This window comes from Rhodococcus sp. H29-C3 (assembly GCF_030063405.1).
Classification (GTDB): Bacteria; Actinomycetota; Actinomycetes; order Mycobacteriales; family Mycobacteriaceae; genus Rhodococcoides.
This window is the reverse complement of record NZ_JASITC010000008.1, coordinates 72,751-95,724: the sequence shown is the minus strand read 5'-3', so window position 1 is coordinate 95,724 and position 22,974 is coordinate 72,751. Positions and strand designations below refer to the sequence as shown.

22 protein-coding genes are annotated in these 22,974 nt (G+C 62.0%); 7 read left to right on the top strand and 15 right to left on the bottom strand.

The window, feature by feature from the left end:
- The first annotated feature begins 14 nt into the window (after positions 1-14).
- Complete coding sequence (locus QMK32_RS17940) at positions 15-533, top strand: hypothetical protein (RefSeq protein ID WP_283476509.1); 519 nt, start codon at positions 15-17, stop codon at positions 531-533.
- An 84-nt stretch (positions 534-617) separates the two neighbouring features.
- Here QMK32_RS17940 and QMK32_RS17935 read toward each other — a convergent pair whose 3' ends face one another.
- The 3 genes from QMK32_RS17935 to QMK32_RS17925 are packed head-to-tail and all read right to left on the bottom strand — an operon-like array spanning position 618 to position 3,107.
- A complete protein-coding gene (locus QMK32_RS17935) occupies positions 618-1,820 on the bottom strand; it encodes an SPFH domain-containing protein (RefSeq protein WP_283476508.1) in 1,203 nt (400 codons plus the stop codon).
- A gap of 4 nt (positions 1,821-1,824) precedes the next feature.
- Positions 1,825-2,256, bottom strand: coding sequence for an NfeD family protein (locus QMK32_RS17930; protein ID WP_084349008.1), 432 nt, complete (start codon positions 2,254-2,256; stop codon positions 1,825-1,827).
- Positions 2,257-2,297: 41 nt separating this feature from the next.
- Positions 2,298-3,107 carry a DUF3097 domain-containing protein gene (locus QMK32_RS17925; protein WP_283476573.1) on the bottom strand — a complete coding sequence of 270 codons (810 nt, stop codon included), beginning with the start codon at positions 3,105-3,107 and terminating at the stop codon, positions 2,298-2,300.
- Between the two features lie 75 nt (positions 3,108-3,182).
- On the opposite strand from QMK32_RS17925, the gene QMK32_RS17920 reads away from it, so the two are divergent.
- Positions 3,183-4,004, top strand: coding sequence for an Rv1486c family protein (locus QMK32_RS17920; RefSeq protein WP_283476507.1), 822 nt, complete (start codon positions 3,183-3,185; stop codon positions 4,002-4,004).
- Here QMK32_RS17920 and QMK32_RS17915 read toward each other — a convergent pair.
- The 8 genes from QMK32_RS17915 to QMK32_RS17880 form a co-directional block, all read right to left on the bottom strand.
- Entirely contained in the window at positions 4,001-5,068 is a 1,068-nt protein-coding gene (locus QMK32_RS17915) for a ferrochelatase (RefSeq protein WP_283476506.1), read from the bottom strand. The two genes, QMK32_RS17920 and QMK32_RS17915, sit on opposite strands and share 4 nt — an antisense overlap.
- Positions 5,069-5,181: 113 nt before the next feature.
- Positions 5,182-6,006 carry an NADH-dependent enoyl-ACP reductase InhA gene (gene inhA / locus QMK32_RS17910; protein WP_283476505.1) on the bottom strand — a complete coding sequence of 275 codons (825 nt, stop codon included), beginning with the start codon at positions 6,004-6,006 and terminating at the stop codon, positions 5,182-5,184.
- Positions 6,007-6,078: 72 nt separating this feature from the next.
- Complete coding sequence (gene fabG1 / locus QMK32_RS17905; RefSeq protein ID WP_136169040.1) at positions 6,079-6,801, bottom strand: 3-oxoacyl-ACP reductase FabG1; 723 nt, start codon at positions 6,799-6,801, stop codon at positions 6,079-6,081.
- Between the two features lie 66 nt (positions 6,802-6,867).
- On the bottom strand, positions 6,868-7,860 hold the full coding sequence (locus QMK32_RS17900) for a VWA domain-containing protein (RefSeq protein WP_283476502.1): 993 nt from the start codon (positions 7,858-7,860) through the stop codon (positions 6,868-6,870).
- Positions 7,857-8,849 carry a DUF58 domain-containing protein gene (locus QMK32_RS17895; RefSeq protein WP_283476500.1) on the bottom strand — a complete coding sequence of 331 codons (993 nt, stop codon included), beginning with the start codon at positions 8,847-8,849 and terminating at the stop codon, positions 7,857-7,859. The genes QMK32_RS17900 and QMK32_RS17895 overlap by 4 nt, the downstream gene beginning before the upstream one ends.
- On the bottom strand, positions 8,846-10,102 hold the full coding sequence (locus QMK32_RS17890) for an AAA family ATPase (RefSeq protein WP_502943686.1): 1,257 nt from the start codon (positions 10,100-10,102) through the stop codon (positions 8,846-8,848). Before QMK32_RS17890 ends, QMK32_RS17895 begins: the two co-directional genes overlap by 4 nt.
- A gap of 224 nt (positions 10,103-10,326) precedes the next feature.
- Positions 10,327-11,856, bottom strand: coding sequence for an NlpC/P60 family protein (locus QMK32_RS17885; RefSeq protein ID WP_502943674.1), 1,530 nt, complete (start codon positions 11,854-11,856; stop codon positions 10,327-10,329).
- Between the two features lie 421 nt (positions 11,857-12,277).
- Positions 12,278-12,868: an Rv1476 family membrane protein gene (locus QMK32_RS17880; RefSeq protein WP_283476495.1), complete on the bottom strand. Its 591-nt coding sequence runs from the start codon at positions 12,866-12,868 to the stop codon at positions 12,278-12,280.
- A gap of 349 nt (positions 12,869-13,217) precedes the next feature.
- On the opposite strand from QMK32_RS17880, the gene QMK32_RS17875 reads away from it, so the two are divergent.
- Together QMK32_RS17875 and QMK32_RS17870 are read left to right on the top strand one after the other, a co-directional pair.
- Entirely contained in the window at positions 13,218-16,028 is a 2,811-nt protein-coding gene (locus tag QMK32_RS17875) for an aconitate hydratase (RefSeq protein WP_283476493.1), read from the top strand.
- A gap of 157 nt (positions 16,029-16,185) precedes the next feature.
- Positions 16,186-16,758 (top strand): TetR/AcrR family transcriptional regulator, encoded by a 573-nt coding sequence (locus tag QMK32_RS17870; protein WP_084349004.1) that lies wholly within the window; start codon positions 16,186-16,188, stop codon positions 16,756-16,758.
- A 27-nt stretch (positions 16,759-16,785) separates the two neighbouring features.
- On the opposite strand, the gene QMK32_RS17865 is transcribed toward QMK32_RS17870, so the two are convergent.
- On the bottom strand, positions 16,786-17,031 hold the full coding sequence (locus QMK32_RS17865; RefSeq protein WP_283476492.1) for a helix-turn-helix domain-containing protein: 246 nt from the start codon (positions 17,029-17,031) through the stop codon (positions 16,786-16,788).
- A 93-nt stretch (positions 17,032-17,124) separates the two neighbouring features.
- The gene (locus QMK32_RS17860; protein WP_269305699.1) at positions 17,125-18,756 is read right to left on the bottom strand and encodes an ABC-F family ATP-binding cassette domain-containing protein; all 1,632 of its coding nucleotides are present in this window, start codon (positions 18,754-18,756) and stop codon (positions 17,125-17,127) included.
- Positions 18,757-18,963: 207 nt separating this feature from the next.
- Between QMK32_RS17860 and QMK32_RS17855 the strand changes: the two genes are divergently transcribed.
- From QMK32_RS17855 to ku, 3 genes are read left to right on the top strand one after another with little or no spacing between them, the layout of a single operon-like run.
- On the top strand, positions 18,964-19,755 hold the full coding sequence (locus QMK32_RS17855) for an SDR family oxidoreductase (protein ID WP_283476491.1): 792 nt from the start codon (positions 18,964-18,966) through the stop codon (positions 19,753-19,755).
- Positions 19,752-20,918, top strand: a complete 1,167-nt coding sequence (locus QMK32_RS17850; protein ID WP_283476490.1) for a lycopene cyclase family protein — start codon at positions 19,752-19,754, stop codon at positions 20,916-20,918. The genes QMK32_RS17855 and QMK32_RS17850 overlap by 4 nt, the downstream gene beginning before the upstream one ends.
- A 45-nt stretch (positions 20,919-20,963) precedes the next feature.
- Positions 20,964-21,923, top strand: coding sequence for a non-homologous end joining protein Ku (gene ku, locus QMK32_RS17845; protein ID WP_283476489.1), 960 nt, complete (start codon positions 20,964-20,966; stop codon positions 21,921-21,923).
- 137 nt (positions 21,924-22,060) lie between these two features.
- On the opposite strand, the gene QMK32_RS17840 is transcribed toward ku, so the two are convergent.
- A complete protein-coding gene (locus QMK32_RS17840) occupies positions 22,061-22,501 on the bottom strand; it encodes a metal-sulfur cluster assembly factor (RefSeq protein WP_269305692.1) in 441 nt (146 codons plus the stop codon).
- Entirely contained in the window at positions 22,498-22,974 is a 477-nt protein-coding gene (sufU, locus tag QMK32_RS17835) for a Fe-S cluster assembly sulfur transfer protein SufU (protein WP_269305690.1), read from the bottom strand. The genes QMK32_RS17840 and sufU overlap by 4 nt, the downstream gene beginning before the upstream one ends.

Here is a 22,974-nt window from a genome sequence, read left to right as displayed (position 1 = left end):
CATAGGGGGAATTCATGATCGCCGTGACGCTGATACTTCTGGCGCTGTCGGCAACAGCGTCCGTCTTCCCGGGGAGTGCCTCGGTTCCGCGTTGGGTGCCTGCGGCATTATCTGTCACATTGTTGATCTCGGCGGCAGCGGTCGGGACGACCACCGAGCCGGCCCGAGGATTCGCCCTGGCCTCCACCTACGTCGTCACCGTTCTGGCGGCCGTAGCGGGTGGGTCGCGGATAGTCGCCGAAGTTTTCCGATTAGCGCGACGCGACCGGACACCGACCCCGGACATGCCCGTAGAACCACTACACGGCGGGCGCACAATCGGAGTGCTCGAGCGCACCGCAGTCGCAGCATCCATCCTCGCCGGATGGCCCGAGGGCATCGCAATCGTTCTCGCGGTGAAAGGGCTTGCCCGATATCCCGAACTACGAGGATCGCAGGCGTCCGCGGCATCCGAGCAGTTCATCATCGGAACCTTTGCCAGTGTCATGTGGGCGGTCGCCGTCTGTGGCGTCGGACAGGCACTCGCCACCTGAACTGTGGGCAGATACACCTCATCCCTCGGCCGCCACAAGTGACGTGCCGAGGGATGGTTCGAGCCTGATGAGTCGGTGCGGGGCCTAGTTCGGCTCTGCTGGCGGAGCCGTCAGATCCGTCTCGGGCTGCGGTGCAGGAAGTTGTCCGACGTCCGTGCCCTTGATCAGACTGGGATCAGGCGCCAACGAGGTATCGACCGGTGTCCGGGCAACCGCCTCCGCCGCAGCAACCGCCTGGGCCACTGCGGGGTCCGTTTTCGTTTCGAACCACTCGGCAACCTCTTCGGAATCGTCTGCAGCCTTGGGCTCGTCGCCGCTACTCGAGCTGGGCTCGTAACGGAAAACACCGTCCTCGCCTGGTGTCCCGAGGGTCTTGGCAAAACCCTTCAATGCATCGCCGAAGTCGCTCGGGATCATCCAGACCTTGTTGGCGTCGCCCTGCGCCATCTGGGGAAGGGTCTGCATGTACTGGTAGGCAAGTAGTTCCGGAGTCGGCTTTCCTGCCTTGATGGCTGCAAATACCTTCTCGATTGCTTTTGCCTGACCTTGAGCCTGCAGATATTTCGCCGCTCTGTCGCCTTCCGCCCGCAGAATGCGAGATTGACGCTCGCCTTCAGCTGTGAGGATCGAGGCCTGTTTTCCGCCCTCGGCGGCAAGAATACGGCTCTGCTTGTCGCCCTCGGCGGTCTTGATCGCGGACTCGCGGTGGCCTTCTGCAGTAAGAATGGTCGCCCGCTTCTCGCGGTCCGCCTTCATCTGCTTCTCCATCGACTCCTGGATCGACGGAGGTGGATCGATGCTCTTCAGTTCCACGCGAGCGACCCGCAGTCCCCATCGACCTGTCGCCTCGTCGAGGACTACCCGCAGTTGGCCGTTGATCTGATCACGGGATGTCAGAGTTTCTTCCAGCGTCATGCCGCCGACGACGTTACGCAGCGTCGTGGTGGTCAATTGCTCGACGCCGACAATGTAATTGTTGATTTCGTATACCGCGGACTGGGGATTCGTGACCTGGAAATAGACAACGGTGTCGATCGAAACAGTCAGGTTGTCCTTGGTGATCACCGGTTGCGGCGGGAACGACACGACACGCTCTCGCAGGTCCACCTTGGCCCGAATCCGGTCGACGAACGGTACGAGGAAAGTCAGCTGCCCGGAAACGGTGCGAACATAACGACCGAGCCTCTCGATCACTGCTGCCTCGGCCTGCGGAATGATCGATACGGATTTGGCCACGAGTACGACGACGAGAAGAACGATGACGCCGAGAACGATCAGTGCTGCCATAAAACTACGGTCCCCTCCACACGACGGCAGTAGCGCCGTCTATTTCCATCACGGTCACAGTCACTCCCGGTGCGTAGACCTCGGATTCGTCGAGGGGACGCGCAGTCCACACCTCGCCGCCGAGTTTCACCTGACCCTCGTGTGCCGAAACCTGTTCGAGCACAATCGCACTCTTGCCCGACAACGCGGCAGCGTTGGTGGCAAGCGCGGGCGGAGCGGCGAAGCGTCGCAACAACATCGGCCGCACACCCAGCACCAGTACCAAGGACACGAGTCCGAATACAACCGCATCGGCCCACACTGGGAAGTCCGTGACGGCCGAAATGCCGGCGGTGGCTAGCGCACCACCGGCGATCATGAGCAGAAAGAAATCTCCCGTCAGCGCCTCAGCTGCCGCGAGAGCGATTCCTGCGATGAGCCAAATTATCGCCGCCACAACCTCCATCTAACCAGAAATCGGACATCGGGCGGCGGCTCTCACTCCGTTACGAAGTCGACCAGCTGTTCGACCGCTCCGATCAACGGCGCTTCGAGATCTCGGAACGTCGAGACCGACGAATACACATGTCGCCAACCCTGCTTCGGAGTTCCCCACCCGAGCTCGCGACAGATTCCCGTCTTCCAATCCTGACCGCGGGGAATCTTCGGCCAAGCGCTGATTCCGACAGCCTTCGGCCGGACGGCTTCCCACACGTCGATGTACGGGTGACCGGTGACAAGTACGTGCGGGCCGAGCGAGGCAGTCAATTTCGACTCCTTGGATCCCGTGACGAGGTGGTCGACCAGGACACCTACTCGCCGGCCAGGGCCTGGTTCGAATTCGGCCAGGCGCTCACCCAAATTGTCCAGCCCCTCCAGGTGCTCTACGACGACTCCCTCTACTCGGAGGTCGTGGCCCCACACACTTTCCACCAGGGCAGCGTCGTGCACGCCCTCGACCCAGATCCGGCTGGCACGAGCGGTACGAGCACGCAACCCCTCTACCTTGGTAGAGCCGGAAGCCGATCGCGTCGACGTGGCCTTCTTCGGAGATGCCGTCGCACGCACGAGGGTGACGCGCTTGCCGTCGATCAGAAATGCCGCCTCGCGCAATGCGAACAACCGCGTCGTGCGAGCCGAATCTTCGAGGCGTACGAAATCGCCGTCGTACGTGCGCACGAACCCGACTACCGCCCCGCAATAGCCGGTAGCGGAGTCCTCGACGACGAGTCCGCGCTCGGCCGGCACCTGCGGGACAGGTACCTTTCGCATGCGGCTGTGTCCTGAAAGTATGTCTTCGCCGTACATGTTCGTCACGGCCGACAACGGTAGCCACCCCCACGCCCGAGCGCGCGTCGCCACGCCGACCTATGCTTGGAAGTCGTGAGTTCTCCAAGTGCAAGCCTTGCCGTCTGGGCCAGCTCGTGGCTGGCCGGATTCAGCGCGCCCGACAACGTGATCGATTCGATGGCGGAGTGGGCACCGATGCATCTGGCAGTTGCCGGCGACCAAGAAACGGCGCTCGAGACCGGGCTGCCATGGCCGAGTCCTCGCGACGAGGGCGTGGCAGGCCTACTCACCCTCGTTCGCGCTCAGGTACCGAGTGACCGCACAAACCCCGCAATCGAACTCCTCCTCCCCCATCCTGGTGCCACGTCGAACGTGTCACCGAAGAGTCCGTTCGGGCGCCTGGCCATTCAGACCGGAGAGGCCGTTTTGGTCGGCGATCCCGAGACCCGAGGACTGGGACTCGTACCGACCGTAGAGGGGCCGGACGTCCTCCGATGGACGGTGTTCTCGATCGTCCTGCCGCCGCGTGCGATGCGCGACTTCACGCTCGGGGAAGCCGAATACGCCATGCGTGAAGCGGTTCGTGGCGCTGCCGAAGCCCTCGGCTCGCTTCAATCACTACCGACGCGAACCGAACTGGGAGACCCCCGAACACGTATCGCCGCCGAACTCGCCGATCTCGGCCGACACCGCTATCCGTCGGAAATGTCGGACCGGGCACTTCGAGTGCTCGAATCGGCAGATCGAGTGGCAGCCATTCTTTCGGTGGCACAACACTCTTCCCCGACCGAACCCGCCACGGCACTCGGAGCGGCAGCACGTGAGGATTTGATCAGACCGTTGTGGGCTGCGGTGAGGAAAGCTCGTGCGATAGCACTCTCGACGAGTATCGAGTCCAGGGCGCCCGGCCGCTAGCTGGGCCGTGTTGGGCGAACGGGCTGCTCGCAGCATCGAATTGCGCATCGGCTGCCGTTGAGTGTCGAGCCGTACTTCGGGACACTTCCGATTCCACGCGGCGTCGCGTCGCTGATGCGCTCTTCGACGAGTTCGAGGATCATCTGCGCGAACCGAGGGTCCGTTCCCGGTGTCGAGGCCCGCGCGAAAGCCATATTCAGCTCCCTAGCTTTCTCCTCGGCCTCGGTGTCGAGGTCCCAGACGACTTCGAGGTGATCGGAGACGAATCCCACCGGACAAACGACTACCGCTTCTACGCCCTTGTCCGACAGCGCATCCAAATGGTCGCAGATGTCCGGTTCCAGCCACGGCACCTGCGGCGGACCTGACCGCGACTGCCAGACGAGGTCGTAATCGTCCACACCGACGGCTGCCGCAGCAAGCCTGGACGCTTCCGCCACCTGCCTGCTGTAGAGGTGCCCGCCGTCGGCCGGAGGCCCGGCATTTGCGTCGGCAGCGCTCGGAATCGAATGAGCCGTGAACACCAATCTTGCCTTCGAGCGATTCTCGGGGGAGAGCGAATCCATCGCCGCCGCAATCGAATCGGCGAAAGCGGCGATCAGCAAGGGATGGTCGTAATACTGTCTGATCTTCACCAGGTCGGGTGCGTCGGAACCGACAGCTTCCCTGGCTCTGGCCACATCCTCGTGGTACTGGCGACAACCCGAGTAACCACCCCACGCCGACGTCGGAAACACCAGCGCGCGTTCGATACCGTCCGCCTGCATCTGCGCGAGAGTGTCCTCGACCATCGGATGCCAGTTCCTGTTACCGAAATAGATCGGCAGGTCGACACCGGCCGTGGCGAATTCAGATTCCAGAGCGGAGATAATGTCGCGATTGAGCGCATTGATCGGCGACACACCGCCGAAGTGCATGTAGTGCTCGACTACCTCGTCGAGTCGCTCGGGCGGGACCCCACGCCCGCGCGTCACATTTTCGAGAAACGGCCGAACATGGGAGGGCTCCTCCGGGCCGCCGAAGGAGAGAACCAGGATTGCATCGAAACCCGCAGACTCGGTCATGTCCCCATTGTGCGCGCTCGAAGACAACAGGTTCGCTCAGGTTGCCTCATGCAAGCGTCGATCCACCATCTGGTAGGCCCCCACTCGTCGATGCTTGCATGAGGCGAGACGGACTACATGTCGTCGGGCAACCAGGTGTTGTGGCTGGCGCCGCCGTCGACGTACACGATCGAGCCGGTCGTTCCCGGCAACCAATCCGATAGCAACGCCACGATCGACTTCGCGACCACTGTCGGGTTGTCGACGTCCCAGCCGATAGGAGCAGAGGCCGACCAGTAATCGTTGAGCTGATTCATCTTGTTGGCATCGCCGGTAGCCGTTCCGGCGATGGCCTTGGCAGCAAGGGTCTTGATCGGCCCAGCAGCAACCAGATTGGACCTGATCTTCTTCGCTGCGCCTACTTCACGAGCCACGTACCGGTTGACCGACTCGAGTGCAGCCTTCGCCACGCCCATCCAGTTGTAATACGGCATCGAGGTCCGCGGATCGAAGTCCATACCGACGATGGAACCGCCCTCGTTCATGACGGGCAAAACAGCCCGCGCCAGCGACGCGTAACTCCACGCCGATATTTCGAATGCTCGTGCCGCGTCGGGACCGGGCCCCTCGAGGAACGGCTTCGCATCCGGGCCCATGAGTGTGCGAGGCGCAAACGCGATCGAATGCAAGACGCCGTCGATGCCTTCGGGGGCCACTTCACGAATGCGATCGGCGAGGGCCGACAGATGCTCCTCGTTGGTGGCGTCGAGTTCGATCGCAGGGGGCACTTCTTTGGGCAGGCGCTTGGCGATGCGATCGATCAACCGAAGTCGATCGAACCCCGTGATGATGACCTTCGCGCCTTGCTCCTGTGCCATAGCTGCGGCGTGGAACGCGATCGAGGCATCGGTGATGATGCCGGTGATGAGAATGGTCTTTCCTTCGAGCAGTCCGCCCATGTTCTTCCTTACCGATCGAGTCGAAATGAGAAAAGAGGTGTACCAGTTACGAATACTCGGATACTCGAGAGGTCAGTGGCCCATACCGAGACCACCGTCGACGGGAATGACCGCGCCCGAGACGTACGCGGCGTCCTCGGAGGCAAGCCAACTGACGACGCCGGCAACCTCATCCGTCTTACCCTTGCGACCAAGCGGAATAGCGCTGACAGCCATCTCTTGGTACTTCTCGTCCAATGCCTGCGTCATTTCCGTGTCGATGAAGCCGGGAGCGACGACATTCGCCGTGATCGACCGAGACCCCAGCTCACGAGTGAGCGATCGAGCAAGCCCGATGACGCCGGCCTTCGACGCCGCATAGTTGGCCTGTCCAGGAGTTCCAGCTAGAGCGACAACAGATCCGATGAAGATGAAGCGGCCGTAGCGGGCACGAAGCATCGAGCGGCTGGCGCGCTTGGCGACTCGAAAGGCACCGGTGAGGTTGGCATCGATAACGCGAGAAAACTGGTCCTCGCTCATCCTCATGATCAGCGTGTCGTCAGTGATGCCGGCGTTCGACACCAGAACCTCGACCGGTCCGTGCTTGGCTTCGACCTCTTTGAAAGCAGCATCGATCGACTCGGAATCGGTGACGTCGCAGACGACCCCGAACAGGCCGTCCGGCACCCCGGAACCACGGTGCGTGACGGCTACTTTGTGCCCGTCCTCCGCAAGCCTCTGAGCGATGGACAGACCGATACCTCGGTTCCCTCCCGTGACAAGTACCGATCGAGCAATGAAGTCTGGTTTGGACATGCCTGCAACCTATCTGTTCGTCCCGGAATGACAAAGCGAAACTTACTGGTGAGTAATAACTGGGAATCAGGGCAATCGTTGCCGGAGAACCAAAGCCGTGCCCAAACCCAATGTTGTGAGCAGGACTCCGAGAATCAACCACGGACGGCTCGCATCTCCACGGGTGATCTCGAACCCGATTTGCTCTTCCAGCGTGTCGTACACCGCGCGCAATTCTTCGAGTGAGGAAGCAGTGAAGAAGCTTCCACCGGAAAGATCGGCAATCTCCCGCAAAGACGGGTCGTCGACTGGGACCGGTACTCGTTCGACTCCGGACTCGTCTTCGATGTCGACTGTCCCGTAGCTCGTCCCGAAAGAAATCGTCGAGATCGGTACGTTCTTGTCCTTCGCGGCGCGCGCAGCGGTGTATCCACCCCGCGGATCGTCAGGGCTCTCCGGAACGGTCTGTTTGCCGTCGGACAACAGAACAATTCGAGCAGGCGGGGCCGCATCACCTCCACCGAGCACCGCTCCCAGCGTGTCGATCGACTGCAGCGAGGTAAAAATAGCCTCGCCAGTGGCCGTACGTTCGCTTAATTGCAGTTTGTCGATGGCCGCCTTGGTCGCTTCTCGATTGGCGGTCGGAGATACGAGCACCGACGCCGTTCCAGCGAAAGCGACGAGCCCGAGGTTGATACCTGGAGTCAACCCTTCGGCGAACGACTTTCCTGCCTCCTGGGCAGCAGCCAACCGAGACGGTTCGACGTCCGTTGCCTCCATCGACAACGACACGTCGATCACGAGTATCACCGTCGCGCGGTTTCGCGGCACCTTTTGATCAGCAGTCGGACCCGCCAACGCGATTGTCAGCACGAGCAGACCGGCCAGGATCAGTGCAGTCGGCACGTGGCGCCAGTAACCCGGCCGCGTCGGCGCCACTTTCTCCAACAGTTCCATGTTCGAGAACCGCAAAGTGTGGTTGTGACGACGGCGCTGCGCCAACACGTAACCGACGACCAAACCGGCAACGACGAGCACGAACAGCAGCCACCACGGTGAGGTGAACTCGGACAGACTCACCGGCGACCTGCCCGAGCCGAATTGACTGCGCTGGAGCCGAGAGTGTGTCGGCGTGAAGAAACGAAGCGGACGACGTCCGCTATCCAGTCGCCGTCGGTTCGAAGTGTCAAGCGCGGAGCGCCACATCGACGAAGCGCACGCTCGACGTCCTCGCGATGAGACGCCGCGGCTTCAGCGAAATCGGCACGCAACTGCGGCGTCGTGCTGAATTCACGGGTGCGGCCTGTTTCGGGGTCGTGGAGGACTACATCCCCGACATCTGGCAATTCGAGGTCCCGAGGATCGAGTACTTCCACCGCCAACACGTCGTGCCGTGCGGAGATCGCTCGCAGCGATCGCTCCCAATCGATCGGCCCGAGGAAATCACTGATCACCACTGCCATCCCCCGCCTGCGTTGCGGCCGACGAAGCGCTTCGATGGCCGAACGAAGATCTCCTCGGACGCCGTCTGCGGCACTGGGCGTGGTCGCGATGGTCCGGAGCAACGTCTGTGAGTGGATTCGGCCACCCCTGGCCGGGATCCGAGTCGTTTGCGCTCCGGTAGCAACCACAGCACCGATGCGATTGCCTCCACCACTGGTCAAGTGGGTGATTGCGGCGGCCGCCGCGACAGCCAGATCTCGCTTCTCGCACCCCGTCGTACCGAAATCGAGACTGGCCGACAGATCGACGACCATCCAAGTTTCCAGTTCACGATCCGCAACAGACTGACGGACGTGCGGGTGAGTCGTCCGAGCGGTAACCGACCAGTCCATCTGTCGGACGTCGTCACCAGGCTGGTACTCCCGCGCGTCGCCGGGCTCGGAACCAGGTCCCGGAATCAATCCGAGGTGGTCGCCGTGCAACACGCCGTCGAGACGGCGGCGGACTGTCAATTCCAAAGTACGCAACGCCGCAGCGAGTGTGGGGTCACGTAGTTCACCGCTCCGGAACGACGGGGGCCGCGAGTCGGGTGGTCGACCCGCCCCGCGGGCAAGTGCCCCGCTCACTGCTGCTGGCTACCCACGGCTGGGGAATTCCCCGCGGATTTGTCCAGGGACGGGGCTGGACCCGGCTGTCCTTGTGGCACGCCGGCGTTGTATCCCTGCTGCGGCACTCCCTGCTGCGGTGCTCCCTGCTGCGGCATTCCCTGTTGCGGGGGATGCTGCGGCGCCGCGCCTTGGTTCGCCGGTTGCTGCGGGACGAAAGGAGCTTGGGGGGCCTGCTGCGCGCCGACCGCTTGAGGGGCCACCTGGGGAAGACCCACCGCCTGCAAGATACGAGTGATCACATCTTCCGGAGTCACCTCGTCGGCGAGTGCGTCGTAGGACAGGACGAGGCGGTGACGGAGAACGTCGGGGATCACTTCGAGCACGTCCTGCGGCACCACGTAGTCACGTCCTCGCACCAGAGCAAGGGCCCGCGATGCCGAGATGATCCCGAGAGTTGCTCGCGGAGACGCGCCGTATGCGATCCAACTTGCGACGTCGTCGAGACCGAGTTGTTCGGGCGTTCTCGTCGCAGCGATGACGCGGACGACGTAGTCGACGAGTGCATGATGAACGAACACCGAACTCGCGACGTTTTGGAGCCGAACCAGCTCCTCTGGATCGAGGATTTGCTTCGGAGTCGGGACCGCGGTGCCCATCCGGTAGACGATTTCGCGTTCTTCCTCGACAGAGGGGTAGTCGACGACGATTTTGAACAAGAACCGGTCACGCTGAGCTTCGGGAAGGGGATAGACACCTTCGTTCTCGATCGGGTTCTGCGTCGCCATGACCAGAAAGGGGTCGGGCATCGCGAAGGTATGACCACCGATGGACACTTGCCGCTCCGCCATGACTTCCAGCAATGCGGACTGTACTTTTGCGGGTGCGCGGTTGATCTCGTCGGCCAGCACGAAGTTGGCAACGACCGGACCTAGTTCGGTGTCGAATTCTTCGCGCCCCTGCCGATAGATGCGGGTACCGATCAGGTCTGTGGGCACAAGGTCGGGCGTGAATTGAACGCGAGAGAACGTTCCACCGACAACCTTGGCGAAAGTTTCCACGGCAAGGGTCTTCGCCACTCCGGGCACACCCTCGAGGAGTACGTGGCCGCGTGCAAGAAGTCCTACGAGGATCCTTTCGACCAGTCGATCCTGGCCGACGATCACACGCTTGACTTCGTACACGGCCTTTTCGAGGATCTGCACATCATGTGCGAGCCCTGCCGCATCGGTGCGGCCCGATCCATTCCCGCCCGAGGCGCCGCCCTTGGACATGCTGCCGTTCGAACCGCTGTCCTGCGAGACGCTGCCGTTCGCTTCGGCGCCGTCACGTGATGTCACCAAGAATTCACCGCTTTCAATCGAATCACTTCTCGGGCACGTTCGGTATCGACCATCGACTATTTCAGACGATGACTGCTTGCGCCGTGAGGCCGCCCCCCAAGGCTACCGATGTCTCCTTTGGGGCGAGCCTACCGAGTGGCCCCCGAAGAATGCCGTCAGGACACCATACGTACTGCATACGGCGTCATACCGTCGTATCGAACGGACGAAACCTTCACGATGTCACCGGATTGAGGGGCTTCGAGCATCTTCCCGTCGCCCAGATACAGCGCGACGTGCTGACTGGCGTTCGGTCCATAGAAGATCATGTCCCCGCGCTTCATGTTCGAGGATGGGACCTGTTTGCCTGCCGTGTATTGATAGCCCGTGTAGTGAGGCAGCGATATGCCGAGTCCCCCGAACGCGTAGATCATCAATCCGGAACAGTCGAAGCCGACCTTGTTGTAGTCGCCGTAGCTATCGGCCACTCCCCCGTCCCGGATTCCTTTCGTCGGTCCGTTTTCGTCGCCGCCACCCCAGGAATACGGGACGCCCAGCTGGGACATTCCGCGGTCGATGGCGAGCTCGACTGCTGCACTGCCGGTGAGGGACGAACTCGATTGGCCCGAGCTTCGCGGCTTCTTCGGTGTCGTGGGTGTCGTGGTGCCCGTGCTGCCTGCAGAGTCGCTGCCGGTGGAGTCGCTGACGACAGAGTCCTGATCTTCGTCGATATCGGTGTGGGATCGTTGACCTGCTGCTGCGGCAGCCGCAGCCGCACTCGCAGCCTGGTTCGCTGCAACCCTGGCAGCAGCTTGAACTGCCGCCTGCTTCGCTGCGGCCGCCGCGGCGGCAATGGCTGCATCCTCCGCTGCCTTCTGTGACTCCCAGGTCGAATAGGCGACGCGCTGATCGGCAAGTCCTGCCACGTTCGATCGTGCGGAATCGAGCTGACTCTGCGCTGAGTCACGCTCGCTCTCGATCGCAGCCTTCTGTTCTGCCTGGGCTTGGAGCGCGGCGCGGGCGGTCGCTATCGCTTCCTCGGCATCTGCTTTCTTGGACTCTGCTGTCGAGGCTGCGGCATCGGCTTGTTGTTTGGACTCGCGAGCCGCGGAGTCACGGTTGGCCTGTTCGGTTCTGGCCCGTTGGAGACCGTCGAGCACAGCGTTCTGGCTGTTCGACAGAACCTTCAGTACCTGCGCACGGTCGAGAACGTCGTCTGGTCCACTCGATCCGAGGAACGAGGACACCGAGGCGACGCCTGTGCCCTGGGTGTAGCTCGACACGGCGAAATCGTTGAACTTTTGCTGTGCCGCCTGGATTCGAACACCTGCATCGGTGAGAGCCTGCTGAGCAAAGACGACGAGTTGCGCAGCTACGTCGGCGGCGTCACGAGCATTTTGAAGATCGACGAGGGCCTTGTTGACGTCCTCGCGTTTGATCGCCACGTCAGCATCGAGTTGGGCGAGCTGTTGGTTCGCAGACGCGACTTGATTGATCAGTGCACCCACGGCACCGAGCTGTTGCTCTACCGCGGAGCCCGCGGCGGCAATGTCGAAGTCGGATGGATTGGGCGGCGGCGGCGGAACCGCGAGAGCGGTGCTGGACGCACCGCTGATCAATGCAACAACCATTCCGGCCCCAACGAAAATTCTCGCCGTTCTGGAGAACGTGCAGCGGTGAGTGCCGCGGAATGCTCGTCGCCTCAAAGTTGTCTCCCTCTGTTCCGGCGCTCGCGACGTTCTATCGAAGGTCGACGCCGGAAGAGTGGACCCAGTACCCACATCGGGTACCGGAAATCACGCTCACCGGGCAGGAAGGAGGCACGCAGCATCACCTCAGGTGCAGACCACGTCGGTCCCACCAGAAGCAGGCGTCACCCAAGGAAACTCGGATTGACCCCTGCCTTTTGCGACACTCCTTCCCCAGCAGTGCCAATGGGACCGTACGACACTTTGCACACTAAAGAAACTCCAGCCACAAAGAACACATATGTAATTCGACCAGCGCGAATGCGCTGAACTCGGTGTTTACGTGAAAGAAGTTTTTTCGACTTTTTCTACACGCGAAAAACGCCCCGACCAGAGGGGCGAGGCGTTCGTTCCAGCGGTCTCGAGAAAGCGTCGATCTTCAGCGGTCGAGGACGGACTCACCAGAAGTGTTGCTCGGTGGAGTCGACGGCGAAGGCCGCTCCGTCTCGTCGGACTCAGATGTCGAGATGATCCGCGCCTTGTGGCGCCGGATCTTCGCCACTGCAGTTGCTGCTGCTCCCGCCGTAACCAGCACCAAGATCAGACCCGTGATCAAACCCCACGGAGTCTGCGGGCCAACCAGTGTGTCGACGAAGTTGTCGGCTCCGACGATCGGATTGCCCGTGTAGGTGCGATCTTGCCCAGCTTCGAGCGTCACTCGACTGACGGTGTCACTGAAGGACCCCACCTGACCTGGACTCAAGACGAGGACTGTGCCGCCGTCCTGGGTCCCGACCGCTGTCGCGAGATCACGCAACTGAGAATCGTGAACGGGGTCCTTTTCCATGACCACGATCCCGAGATCGACGCCGTGCTCTTCCGCACGCTGGACTACGACCTGCAGGTCACTCCGAAGCGCCGAAGGCGCACTGACTCCGGACTCGGCGACGTCGGCCACGATCGAATCGATGTCCGTGCCGGGTGGCACTTCGGCGGCCAGCGGAACAAAAGCAAGAATCGGATCAGGCATCTCTCGTCCAGTCGCAATAGCGGAGTCGGTGGGTGGCGGTCGTTTCCGAACAGTACGAGCGGCCCGTTCGAACCCTACGTCACCGAACCCTAGCGGGACCGCATTGGACGCTGGCGGCATGGTCCGTATGAGGTTGCCCTGCATTGCGAAGGTGGTGCCACTGCGTGAGGATTGTCGGTGCAGGGCTCGCCGTCGCACCATCAGGCCTGCCCTCAGGGTTTCACAGGACAAGCGTACTGTTAGACTTACAACGAGACATTCGGCGCACCGCTCGGTCGCGTAGAAGGTCTCGCTTCAACCGTCGACACAGCCCCGTCGGCGGTGTGCCTCATAGACGAGTGGAGCTGAAGTGACCGCTAGTAATAACTCATTCGGTGCAAAGGGCACCCTCGAGGTCGGAAAGAACTCTTACGAGATCTTCCGTCTGTCGGCCTTGCCCGGTGCCGAAAAGTTGCCATACGCACTGAAAGTCCTCGCGGAGAACCTCCTTCGCACCGAGGACGGTGCCAACATCACCGCCGACCATATCCGTTCGATCGCTTCGTGGGATCCGTCCGCGGACCCGAGCGTCGAAATCCAGTTCACTCCGGCGCGAGTCATCATGCAGGACTTCACCGGCGTGCCGTGCATCGTCGACCTGGCCACCATGCGCGAAGCCGTGACCACACTGGGCGGTGACCCGAGCAAGGTCAACCCGCTCTCTCCTGCCGACATGGTGATCGACCACTCGGTGATTCTCGACGTGTTCGGCCGCGCCGATGCCCTCGAGCGCAACGTGGACCTCGAGTACGAGCGCAACGGCGAGCGCTACCAGTTCCTTCGTTGGGGACAGGGCGCCTTCGACGACTTCAAGGTCGTACCCCCCGGCATGGGTATCGTGCACCAGGTCAACATCGAGTACCTGGCACCGACCGTCATGACCCGCAACGGCCAGGCGTATCCCGATACGTGCGTCGGTACCGATTCACACACCACTATGGTCAACGGCCTGGGCGTGTTGGGTTGGGGCGTCGGCGGGATCGAAGCCGAAGCAGCAATGCTCGGCCAGCCGGTCTCGATGCTCATCCCCCGCGTCGTCGGCTTCAAGCTCTCCGGGGAGATTCAGCCCGGCGTGACCGCGACCGACGTCGTCCTCACCGCGACCGAAATGCTCCGTAAGCACGGCGTCGTCGGCAAGTTCGTGGAGTTCTACGGCAAGGGCGTCGCAGAGGTACCTCTGGCCAACCGAGCAACGCTGGGCAACATGAGCCCCGAGTTCGGTTCCACCGCGGCAATTTTCCCGATCGACGAAGAGACCATCAACTACCTGCGCCTGACCGGCCGCAGCGACGAGCAGCTGGCGCTCGTCGAGGCGTATGCCAAGGAACAGGGCATGTGGCACGACCCGGAGAACGAGCCCGTGTACTCCGAGTACATCGAGCTCGACCTCAACACCGTCGTTCCGTCCATTGCCGGGCCGAAGCGCCCGCAGGACCGAATTCTTTTGTCGGAGTCCAAGCCTGCGTTCCGCAGGGACATCCACAACTACGTCGATGAGAGCCACCCCGCACACGAAGGTGACAGCAAGCTCGACGAGGCACTCAACGAGTCGTTCCCCGCGAGCGACCCCGCTTCACTGTCGTTCACCGAGGACGACGCCGTCGCCGTCCAGTCCGCCGCGTACGGTTCCGACGGTCGCCCGAGCAAGCCGATCACCGTCAAGTCCGAAGAGGGCGCCGAGTTCGTCCTCGACCACGGCGCGGTCGTCGTTGCAGGCATCACCTCCTGCACCAACACCTCGAACCCGTCAGTCATGCTCGGCGCTGCACTGCTCGCGCGCAACGCCGTCGACAAGGGCTTGACCACCAAGCCGTGGGTCAAGACCAACATGGCGCCCGGCTCGCAGGTAGTCACCGACTACTACGAGAAGGCCGGTCTGTGGCCGTACCTAGAGAAGCTCGGCTACTACCTCGGTGGCTACGGATGCACCACCTGCATCGGCAACACCGGTCCTCTCGCCGAACCGATCTCGAAAGCGATCAACGACAACGACCTTTCGGTCACTGCAGTGCTCTCCGGTAACCGAAACTTCGAGGGTCGGATCTCCCCCGACGTCAAGATGAACTACCTGGCTTCGCCCCCGCTCGTCATCGCATACGGCCTCGCCGGCACGATGGACTTCGACTTCGAGACCGACTCGCTCGGAGACGACCACGACGGCAAGCCCGTCTACTTGAAGGACATCTGGCCGTCCGCACAGGAGATCGACGACACGATCAAGTCGTCCATCAGCCAGGACATGTTCCGCAAGTCGTACAAGACGATTTTCGACGGGGACAGCCGCTGGCAAAACCTTTCGACCCCCGAAGGCGACACGTTCGCGTGGGACGAGAAGTCCACTTATGTGCGCAAGCCCCCGTACTTCGACGGCATGACAATGGATCCGGAGCCGGTCAAGGACATCAAGGGCGCTCGTGTCCTTGCACTGCTGGGAGATTCGGTCACCACCGACCACATCAGCCCAGCTGGCCCGATCAAGGCCGGAACGCCTGCTGCCCAGTACCTGGACTCGCACGGAGTCGAGCGCAAGGACTACAACTCGCTCGGTTCGCGCCGCGGCAACCACGAGGTCATGATTCGTGGAACGTTCGCTAACATCCGACTGAAGAACCAGCTCCTCGATGACGTCTCGGGCGGTTACACCCGTGACTTCACCCTGGAAGATGGACCGCAGGCCTTCATCTACGATGCTTCGCAGAACTACCAGGCCGCCGGCATTCCGCTCGTGGTCCTCGGTGGCAAGGAGTACGGTAGCGGCTCTTCACGTGACTGGGCTGCGAAGGGAACCAGCCTGCTCGGCGTCAAGGCTGTCATCACTGAGTCCTTCGAGCGTATCCACCGCTCCAACCTCATCGGGATGGGCGTTGTTCCGCTTCAGTTCCCGGTTGGCGAGAGCGCTGCATCGCTGAAGCTCGACGGCACCGAGACATTCGATATCGTCGGCGTCGAGAAGCTGAACGAGGGTGTCACACCCAAGACAATGGCAGTCACTGCGACGAAGACCGACGGCACGAAGGTCGAATTCGACGCCGTGGTGCGCATCGACACCCCCGGTGAGGCGGACTACTACCGCAACGGCGGCATCTTGCAGTACGTCCTCCGCAATATGATCCGAGGCTAGGCACTTCTTTTCAAGCTCGGCCCTGGTGAGTGAACTCGACCAGTGAGACTCAGAACGCGCACGACCACTTCGAGCCCGGTTCAGGCTCGAACAGACAGTGGGCGTGCGCGTTCTGCGCTGAAGGCGGGACCACGTATCAGCCTATGAAGGAGGCAGTGTGCCGAAGGTCAGTGAGGACCATTTGGCAGCACGACGTAGCGAGATCCTCGACGGCGCACGACGTTGCTTCGGTGAATTCGGCTACGAGGGTGCGACGGTCCGCCGCCTCGAGGAGACGACTGGTCTGTCCAGAGGTGCGATCTTTCACCACTTCAAGGACAAGGACGGGTTGTTTCTCGCGCTCGCGCAGGAAGATGCTCGGCGAATGGCAGAAGTGGCTGCTCGTCAAGGCCTGGTTCAGGTCATGCGGGACATTCTCGAGCAACCCGATCGGTTCGAGTGGCTCGGTACTCGGCTGGAAATAGCGAGGCGCTTACGCACCGATCCGGAATTCAGGAAGAGCTGGGCGGAGAAATCCTCGGAACTCACCGATGCAACCCTTGCCCGTCTGGAACGTCAGAAAACGGCGGGCAAACTGCGTGAGGACGTTCCGAAGGATGTGATGCACGACTATCTCGATCTCGTGCTCGACGGTCTTGTCGCTCGCATCGCCTCCGGTCAGGGAGGACCTAATCTCTCGGCGGTACTGGACCTTGTCGAAGCATCGGTTCGCAGGCCCGACAGCGCTTAGCCCCATGTACAGCTATTCGGCGCGATGTCACTTCTGCCGATTAGGGCCGCCCCTCGAACGTAACGCGACACCCGATTCGGCCAGTATCTTGTGCACGAATCCGTAGGATCTGCCGAGATCGTGGGCCAGACTGCGAATACTGGCCCCTGCGGAGTACTGCTCCTGCAGTGACGCTCGGAGCCGATCGCGCGATTCGCCGGTAATACGTGCGCCTTTACCGATAGGCGGGACCTCGGATTCGGTGACGGATCCTCGGGCCGGTAGTGGTGGCATGGCGTTCCTCCAGTCAGCGACAGTTCACTCACCGAACACCCCCGCACAACCAGGGTAGAGGACATCACACTTCGACCACGAGAAAATCGCCGATCAGGCCAGCTGAATCAGTTCAAGGTAGTCCTGTGACCAGTGGTCCTCGTTGCCGTCGGGTAGCAGGATGACCCGCTCGGGTGACAGGGCTTCGGCCGCACCAGGGTCGTGAGTGACCAGCACGACGGCTCCCTTGTAACTACGGAGAGCATCGAGCACCTGTTCACGTGAAATCGGGTCGAGGTTGTTCGTCGGCTCGTCGAGAAGCAGAACGTTGGCTGCAGAGGACACAAGTCCGGCAAGTGCAAGTCTGGTCTTCTCACCGCCCGACAGCGTGCCCGCCGGCTGCTCCAGCTGCGGTCCGGTGAACATGAACGCCCCCAGTAGCGAGCGCAACTCCTGCTCCCCTGTGTCCGGTGCCGCATGGCGAATGTTCTCCCACACCGACGCGCGATCGTCGAGTGTGTCGTGTTCCTGTGCGAAGTATCCGACGCGGAGTCCGTGGCCGGCGAGGATCTCACCGGCGTCGGACTTTTCGGTACCCGCAAGAATCCGAAGCAAGGTCGTCTTACCCGCACCGTTGAGTCCGAGTACTACGACGCGGCTGCCGCGGTCGATGGCCAGATCGACTCCGGCGAAGATTTCCAGCGACCCGTACATCTTGGTGAGGTTCTTCGCCATGAGGGGGGTCTTGCCGCAGGGTGCAGGTTCAGGGAAGCGGATGTGCGCAACTTTGTCCGAGACTCGCTCGGCGTCGAGGTTGGCCATGAGCTTGTCAGCACGCTTTGCCATGTTCTGCGCGGCAACAGCTTTGGTTGCTTTCGCGCCCATCTTCGCGGCCTGCACGCGCAACGCGCCTGCCTTCTTCTCCGCATTGGCACGCTCACGCCGCCTGCGCTGCTCGTCGGTTGCCCGAGCATCGATGTACTTTTTCCAGTTCATGTTGTAGACATCGGCCTCGCCGCGCACCGCATCGAGGAACCACACGCGGTTGACTACGTCACTCAGAAGGTCGACGTCGTGGCTGATCACGATCAGCCCGCCATCGTGATTCTGCAGAAACCCACGGAGCCAGGTGATGGAGTCGGCGTCGAGGTGGTTGGTGGGTTCGTCGAGCAGTAGTGTCGTGTCGGACCGTCCGCCGCTCCCGTCGGAGGCCGCGAACAGAATGCGCGCAAGTTCCACGCGCCGACGTTGGCCGCCGGACAGCGTGCGCAGTGCTTGGGCGAGAATGCGATCGGCAAGTCCCAGGCTGTTGCAGATTCGCGCTGCTTCACTCTCTGCTTCGTAGCCGCCCAGCGATGCGAATCGCTCCTCGAGCTCGCCGTACTTGCGGACCGCCTTGTCCAGAAGCGCCTCGTCGGCGACCTCGGCCATCAACGCCTGCTGCTTCTCCATGCGATGCAACAAGGTGTCGAGTCCGCGCGCGGAGAGAACTCGATCCCGGGCAAGCACATCGAGGTCGCCCTCTTTCGGGTCCTGTGGCAAGTATCCGAGATCGCCCGTACGCACAACGGTGCCCGCGTAGGGTTCGCCCTCACCCGCAAGAATTCTCAGCGTCGTGGTCTTGCCCGCTCCGTTACGGCCGACCAACCCGATACGGTCTCCACCTTGTACGCGAAGTGCTGGTCCTTGCGTCGAGAGCAACGTGCGGACACCGGCACGAACTTCCAAGTCGGTGGCGGTAATCACGCGGGTGCTCCTAGCTATAGCGGGCGAAGTTCGGCGTCTGGCCGTTTTCACGAGCGGTCGAGTCGCAGGCGGTAGCGAACGATGACTCGTCGAAAGTGCGCTGGGCCTGGCCCTGAAACCACTCATGGCCCATGAACCTCCCATTTTAACCCCTCGGGGGCCGTGCTACCGACCGTCCGAGCAGTGACACCGGTAACGTCTTGATTCATGACCGCCGCCAAAACAGCCCAAGAGCAGGATCTGACAGGCCGAGTGGCTCTCGTCACCGGTGCCAGCCGAGGAATCGGCAAGGCAATCGCCACCGAGCTGCTGGCTCGAGGCGCACGTGTGACGATCACCGCTCGCAAACCGGAACCGCTGGCCGAGGCGGCCCGCCAACTCGGCGAAGCCACCGGAAACGGGACCGACAGGGTCCTGGCAATTGCAGGCAATGCCGGTGATGCGGACTCCCGTCGCGACTCGGTGGACAAGACGATCGAGGTATTCGGTTCGCTCGACATCCTGATCAACAACACCGGTATCAATCCTGTCTACGGTTCACTGATGGACGCCGATCTCGACGGTGTCAAGAAGACCTTCGACACCAATGTCGTCGCCACATTGGGGTACATCCAGGAGGCCTACCGAGCCTGGATGGGCGCGCACGGTGGTGCCGTAGTGAACGTCGCGAGCGTCGCGGGCCTGCGCTCCACAGGTGTGATCGCTGCGTACGGCGCTTCCAAAGCGGCCCTGATCCGCTTGACCGAAGAACTCGCGTGGCAGCTGGGACCATCGATACGAGTGAACGCAGTCGCACCGGGCGTGGTCAAGACGAAGTTTGCCGAGGCGCTGGTGGCTGGAGGCGAGGAGCAAGCTGCCGCGGCATATCCGATGAAGCGGCTCGGATCTCCCGAAGACGTCGCAAGTCTCGTGGGATTCCTCGTATCCGACGCATCGTCCTGGATCACCGGCGAAACCGTCCGAGTGGATGGCGGATTGCTGGCCACCGGCGGACTGTGAACGATTCAACGCCGTCCCAAGACGTCGCGGCCGACCTCGTCGTGGTCGGGCTCGGCCCGGCGGGTCGCGCCCTCTCACATCGAGCGTCCGCCGCTGGGGTCGACGTCGTAGCCATCGATCCTCACCCCAACAGGCGCTGGACCCCGACATATTCGGCCTGGTCGGACGAGCTCCCCCACTGGCTCCCCGCCGCAGCCGTCGCGTCGACCATCGCTCGGCCAGCGGCGTGGACGGTACGACGTCACACGATCGATCGGACGTATTGCGTACTCGACACCGCTGCGCTGCAACAGGTGCTCAGCGAAGGATCCGCTCGTGTGCTCCAGGGAACAGCCACATCGGTGACCAAGGACGCCGTTCGTCTCGCCGACGGGAGAACGGTCACCGGACGCACGATTGTCGACGCGCGCGGATCCGCCGGCGTGCTGGGTCTCGCCGAACAGACGGCATACGGCATCGTCGTCGATCGCTCGGCGGGCGTTGCGCTCCTGGAGGACACCAGTGCTTGGTTCATGGACTGGCGATACGACAATGGCACCTCACCTGAGGAGGTACCGAGCTTTCTGTATGCGGTCCCGCTCGACGACGATCGAATCCTGCTCGAAGAGACCTGTCTTGTGGGGAGTCCGCCACTGGGTCTCGATGTCCTACGAGATCGCCTCGCGAAACGATTACACAACCGCGGCGCCCGCCCGACCGGGACCGAGCCGATCGAACGCGTCCGGTTCCCGGTACAACCGCCAGGGCACCTGCGAGGTGAACGCGGGGCTGTGCGGTTCGGCGCACGATCCAGTCTCATGCACCCGGCCACCGGCTACAGCGTCGCAGCATCACTGGCCGCAGCCGACACCGTAGTCGCGACACTTCGCACCGGAAATTCTGTTCGCCCCCTTTCGGTTTGGGCGGTCCAACGTCTACGCAACCTCGGGCTACGGACCGCGCTCGAACTCGAACCCGAGCTGATCCCCCACTTCTTCGCCAGCTTCTTCGAGCTTCCGGTCGCCCAGCAGACTGCCTACCTGTCCAACCGAGCGGATCCACTCGCAACGATGAACGCAATGATGCGAATGTTCCCGACGCTCCCACCTCGAGCTCGCATGGCGATAGCGCGAACGGTAGTCAATCCGCGGCGGGGAAACGGCCACCACTCGTCGTCTCGATAACGAACCCCTCGACACGACACCCGTGCCTCGTGAATCATGAACCTCATGCGTTCCATATGGAAGGGATCTATCGCCTTCGGGCTCGTCAACGTGCCGGTGAAGGTGTACTCCGCGACGGAGACACACGACATCCGGTTCCATCAGGTACACGCGAAAGACGGCGGTCGGATCAAATACGATCGTGTCTGCTCCGAATGCGGCAAATCGGTGCAGTTCGCCGACATCGACAAGGCGTACGACTCACCCGACGGTGAACGCGTCATCCTGACCGACGAAGATTTCGACAAGCTCCCTGCCGCCGAAAAACACGAGATCCCGGTCCTGGAATTCGTCCCTACCGAACAAATCGATCCCATCCTGTACGACAAGAGCTATTTCCTCGAACCCGACTCTTCGTCGCCGAAGGCATATGTGCTGTTGCGACAGACACTCCTGGATACGGAACGTACCGCGCTGGTGCATTTCACCTTGCGGCAGAAGACGCGACTGGCCGCCTTGCGGGTTCGCGAGAATACTCTTGTGATCCAGACACTGCTGTGGCCGGACGAGGTGCGGGCCGCGGAATTTCCCTCGCTGAACGATGCACCCGAAGCAAGGCCTCAGGAAGTCAAGATGGCTACCTCACTGGTGGAGAGTATGTCGGCAGATTTCGATCCCACGGAGTACACGGACGACTACCAGATCGAACTACGTAAGCTGATCGACGACACGATCGAGAACGGTGGAGAGAAGGTCGTCCGTCCCGAGGGCGAGACAACCAGCGACGGCGAAGACGCCGAGGTCGTCGACCTGGTGGCTGCCCTCCAACGCAGCGTCGAAGCCGCGGGCAAGAGCGCCAAGACCGCACACTCGTCTTCCAAGACCAAGACGGCCGCGAACAAGAGTGCGTCGGAGGAGAAAACTCCGCAGAAGAAGGCGGCCGCAAAGAAAGCACCCGCCAAAAAGACTGCGCCGTCAAAGCGATCCGCTGCCGAAAAGTCGACGCCGGCTAGAAAAGGCGCATAACCGAACCTGCATCGACCAAAACCATGCAGGTTCGTTCAAGCTAGGACGCCTTCGAGCAAAAGTCGGTTCACCAGAACGTCCATGACATACCGAACGTACTGGTGAACCTATGCGTAATTAGCCCTCACGAGGCGAGATCACACGGTAAAGCCGAGGGCCCTGAGCTGCTCACGTCCGTCGTCGGTGATCTTGTCCGGTCCCCAAGGCGGCATCCACACCCAATTGATCTTCAGGTCGGCGCACAGACCACTTCGCACAAGCGCGCCACGCGCCTGATCTTCGATGACGTCTGTCAGCGGGCACGCAGCCGAAGTCAGCGTCATATCGACCGTGACGATGTCGTCGGCGTCGATATTGATGTCGTACACCAGGCCGAGGTCGACGACGTTGATCCCGAGCTCGGGGTCGACCACATCGCGCATTGCCTCTTCGAGGTCTTCGAGAACCTTGATCTCATCCGGGGTGAGCGATGCAGGCACCGCCGTAGACGACGAGTCGGCCGGAGCCGAGCCTGCCGAGTCGGTCTCGGGCGCAGCAGTGGCACCGTTCTGCGAATCGGTTGTCTGTGTCTGGGTCATACCTGTCCTCCGGATCGTGCGGGTGCTGCGGGAGTCTCTTCTACTATTCGAACAACCGCATCCTTGAAAGCCATCCATCCGAGCAGCGCACACTTGACGCGGGCGGGATACTTGGACACTCCGACGAACGCGATTCCATCGCCGATGACATCCTCGTCGCCATCTACGGTACCTCTGCTGCCGACCATTTCACTGAAGGCATCCACGACTCTCATCGCTTGCTCGACAGGTAGTCCGATGACCTGATCCGTGAGGACCGAAGTCGCAGCCTGACTGATCGAACAACCCTGCCCGTCGTAGGACACGTCGGTGACGGTTCCACCATCGTCGATGTTCACCCGCAACGTCACCTCGTCACCGCAAGTCGGGTTGACGTGGTGGACCTCGGCTCCGAACGGCTCGCGAAGACCGCGCCCGTGCGGGTGTTTGTAGTGGTCGAGAATGACCTCTTGGTACATCTGCTCCATGCGCAT

Coding starts and splice junctions, on each gene's coding strand:
- fabG1 (WP_136169040.1), bottom strand. CDS start 6,801: ATGTCCAAACCAGACTTCATTGCTCGATCGGTACTTGTCACGGGAGGG.
- QMK32_RS17880 (WP_283476495.1), bottom strand. CDS start 12,868: ATGCCTGATCCGATTCTTGCTTTTGTTCCGCTGGCCGCCGAAGTGCCA.
- QMK32_RS17865 (WP_283476492.1), bottom strand. CDS start 17,031: ATGCCACCACTACCGGCCCGAGGATCCGTCACCGAATCCGAGGTCCCG.
- sufU (WP_269305690.1), bottom strand. CDS start 22,974: ATGCGCATGGAGCAGATGTACCAAGAGGTCATTCTCGACCACTACAAA.
- QMK32_RS17855 (WP_283476491.1), top strand. CDS start 18,964: ATGACCGCCGCCAAAACAGCCCAAGAGCAGGATCTGACAGGCCGAGTG.
- inhA (WP_283476505.1), bottom strand. CDS start 6,006: ATGGGCGGACTGCTCGAAGGAAAGACCATTCTCATCACCGGCATCATC.
- QMK32_RS17915 (WP_283476506.1), bottom strand. CDS start 5,068: ATGACCGAGTCTGCGGGTTTCGATGCAATCCTGGTTCTCTCCTTCGGC.
- ku (WP_283476489.1), top strand. CDS start 20,964: ATGCGTTCCATATGGAAGGGATCTATCGCCTTCGGGCTCGTCAACGTG.
- QMK32_RS17940 (WP_283476509.1), top strand. CDS start 15: ATGATCGCCGTGACGCTGATACTTCTGGCGCTGTCGGCAACAGCGTCC.
- QMK32_RS17840 (WP_269305692.1), bottom strand. CDS start 22,501: ATGACCCAGACACAGACAACCGATTCGCAGAACGGTGCCACTGCTGCG.
- QMK32_RS17890 (WP_502943686.1), bottom strand. CDS start 10,102: ATGTCCAAGGGCGGCGCCTCGGGCGGGAATGGATCGGGCCGCACCGAT.
- QMK32_RS17925 (WP_283476573.1), bottom strand. CDS start 3,107: ATGTACGGCGAAGACATACTTTCAGGACACAGCCGCATGCGAAAGGTA.
- QMK32_RS17935 (WP_283476508.1), bottom strand. CDS start 1,820: ATGGCAGCACTGATCGTTCTCGGCGTCATCGTTCTTCTCGTCGTCGTA.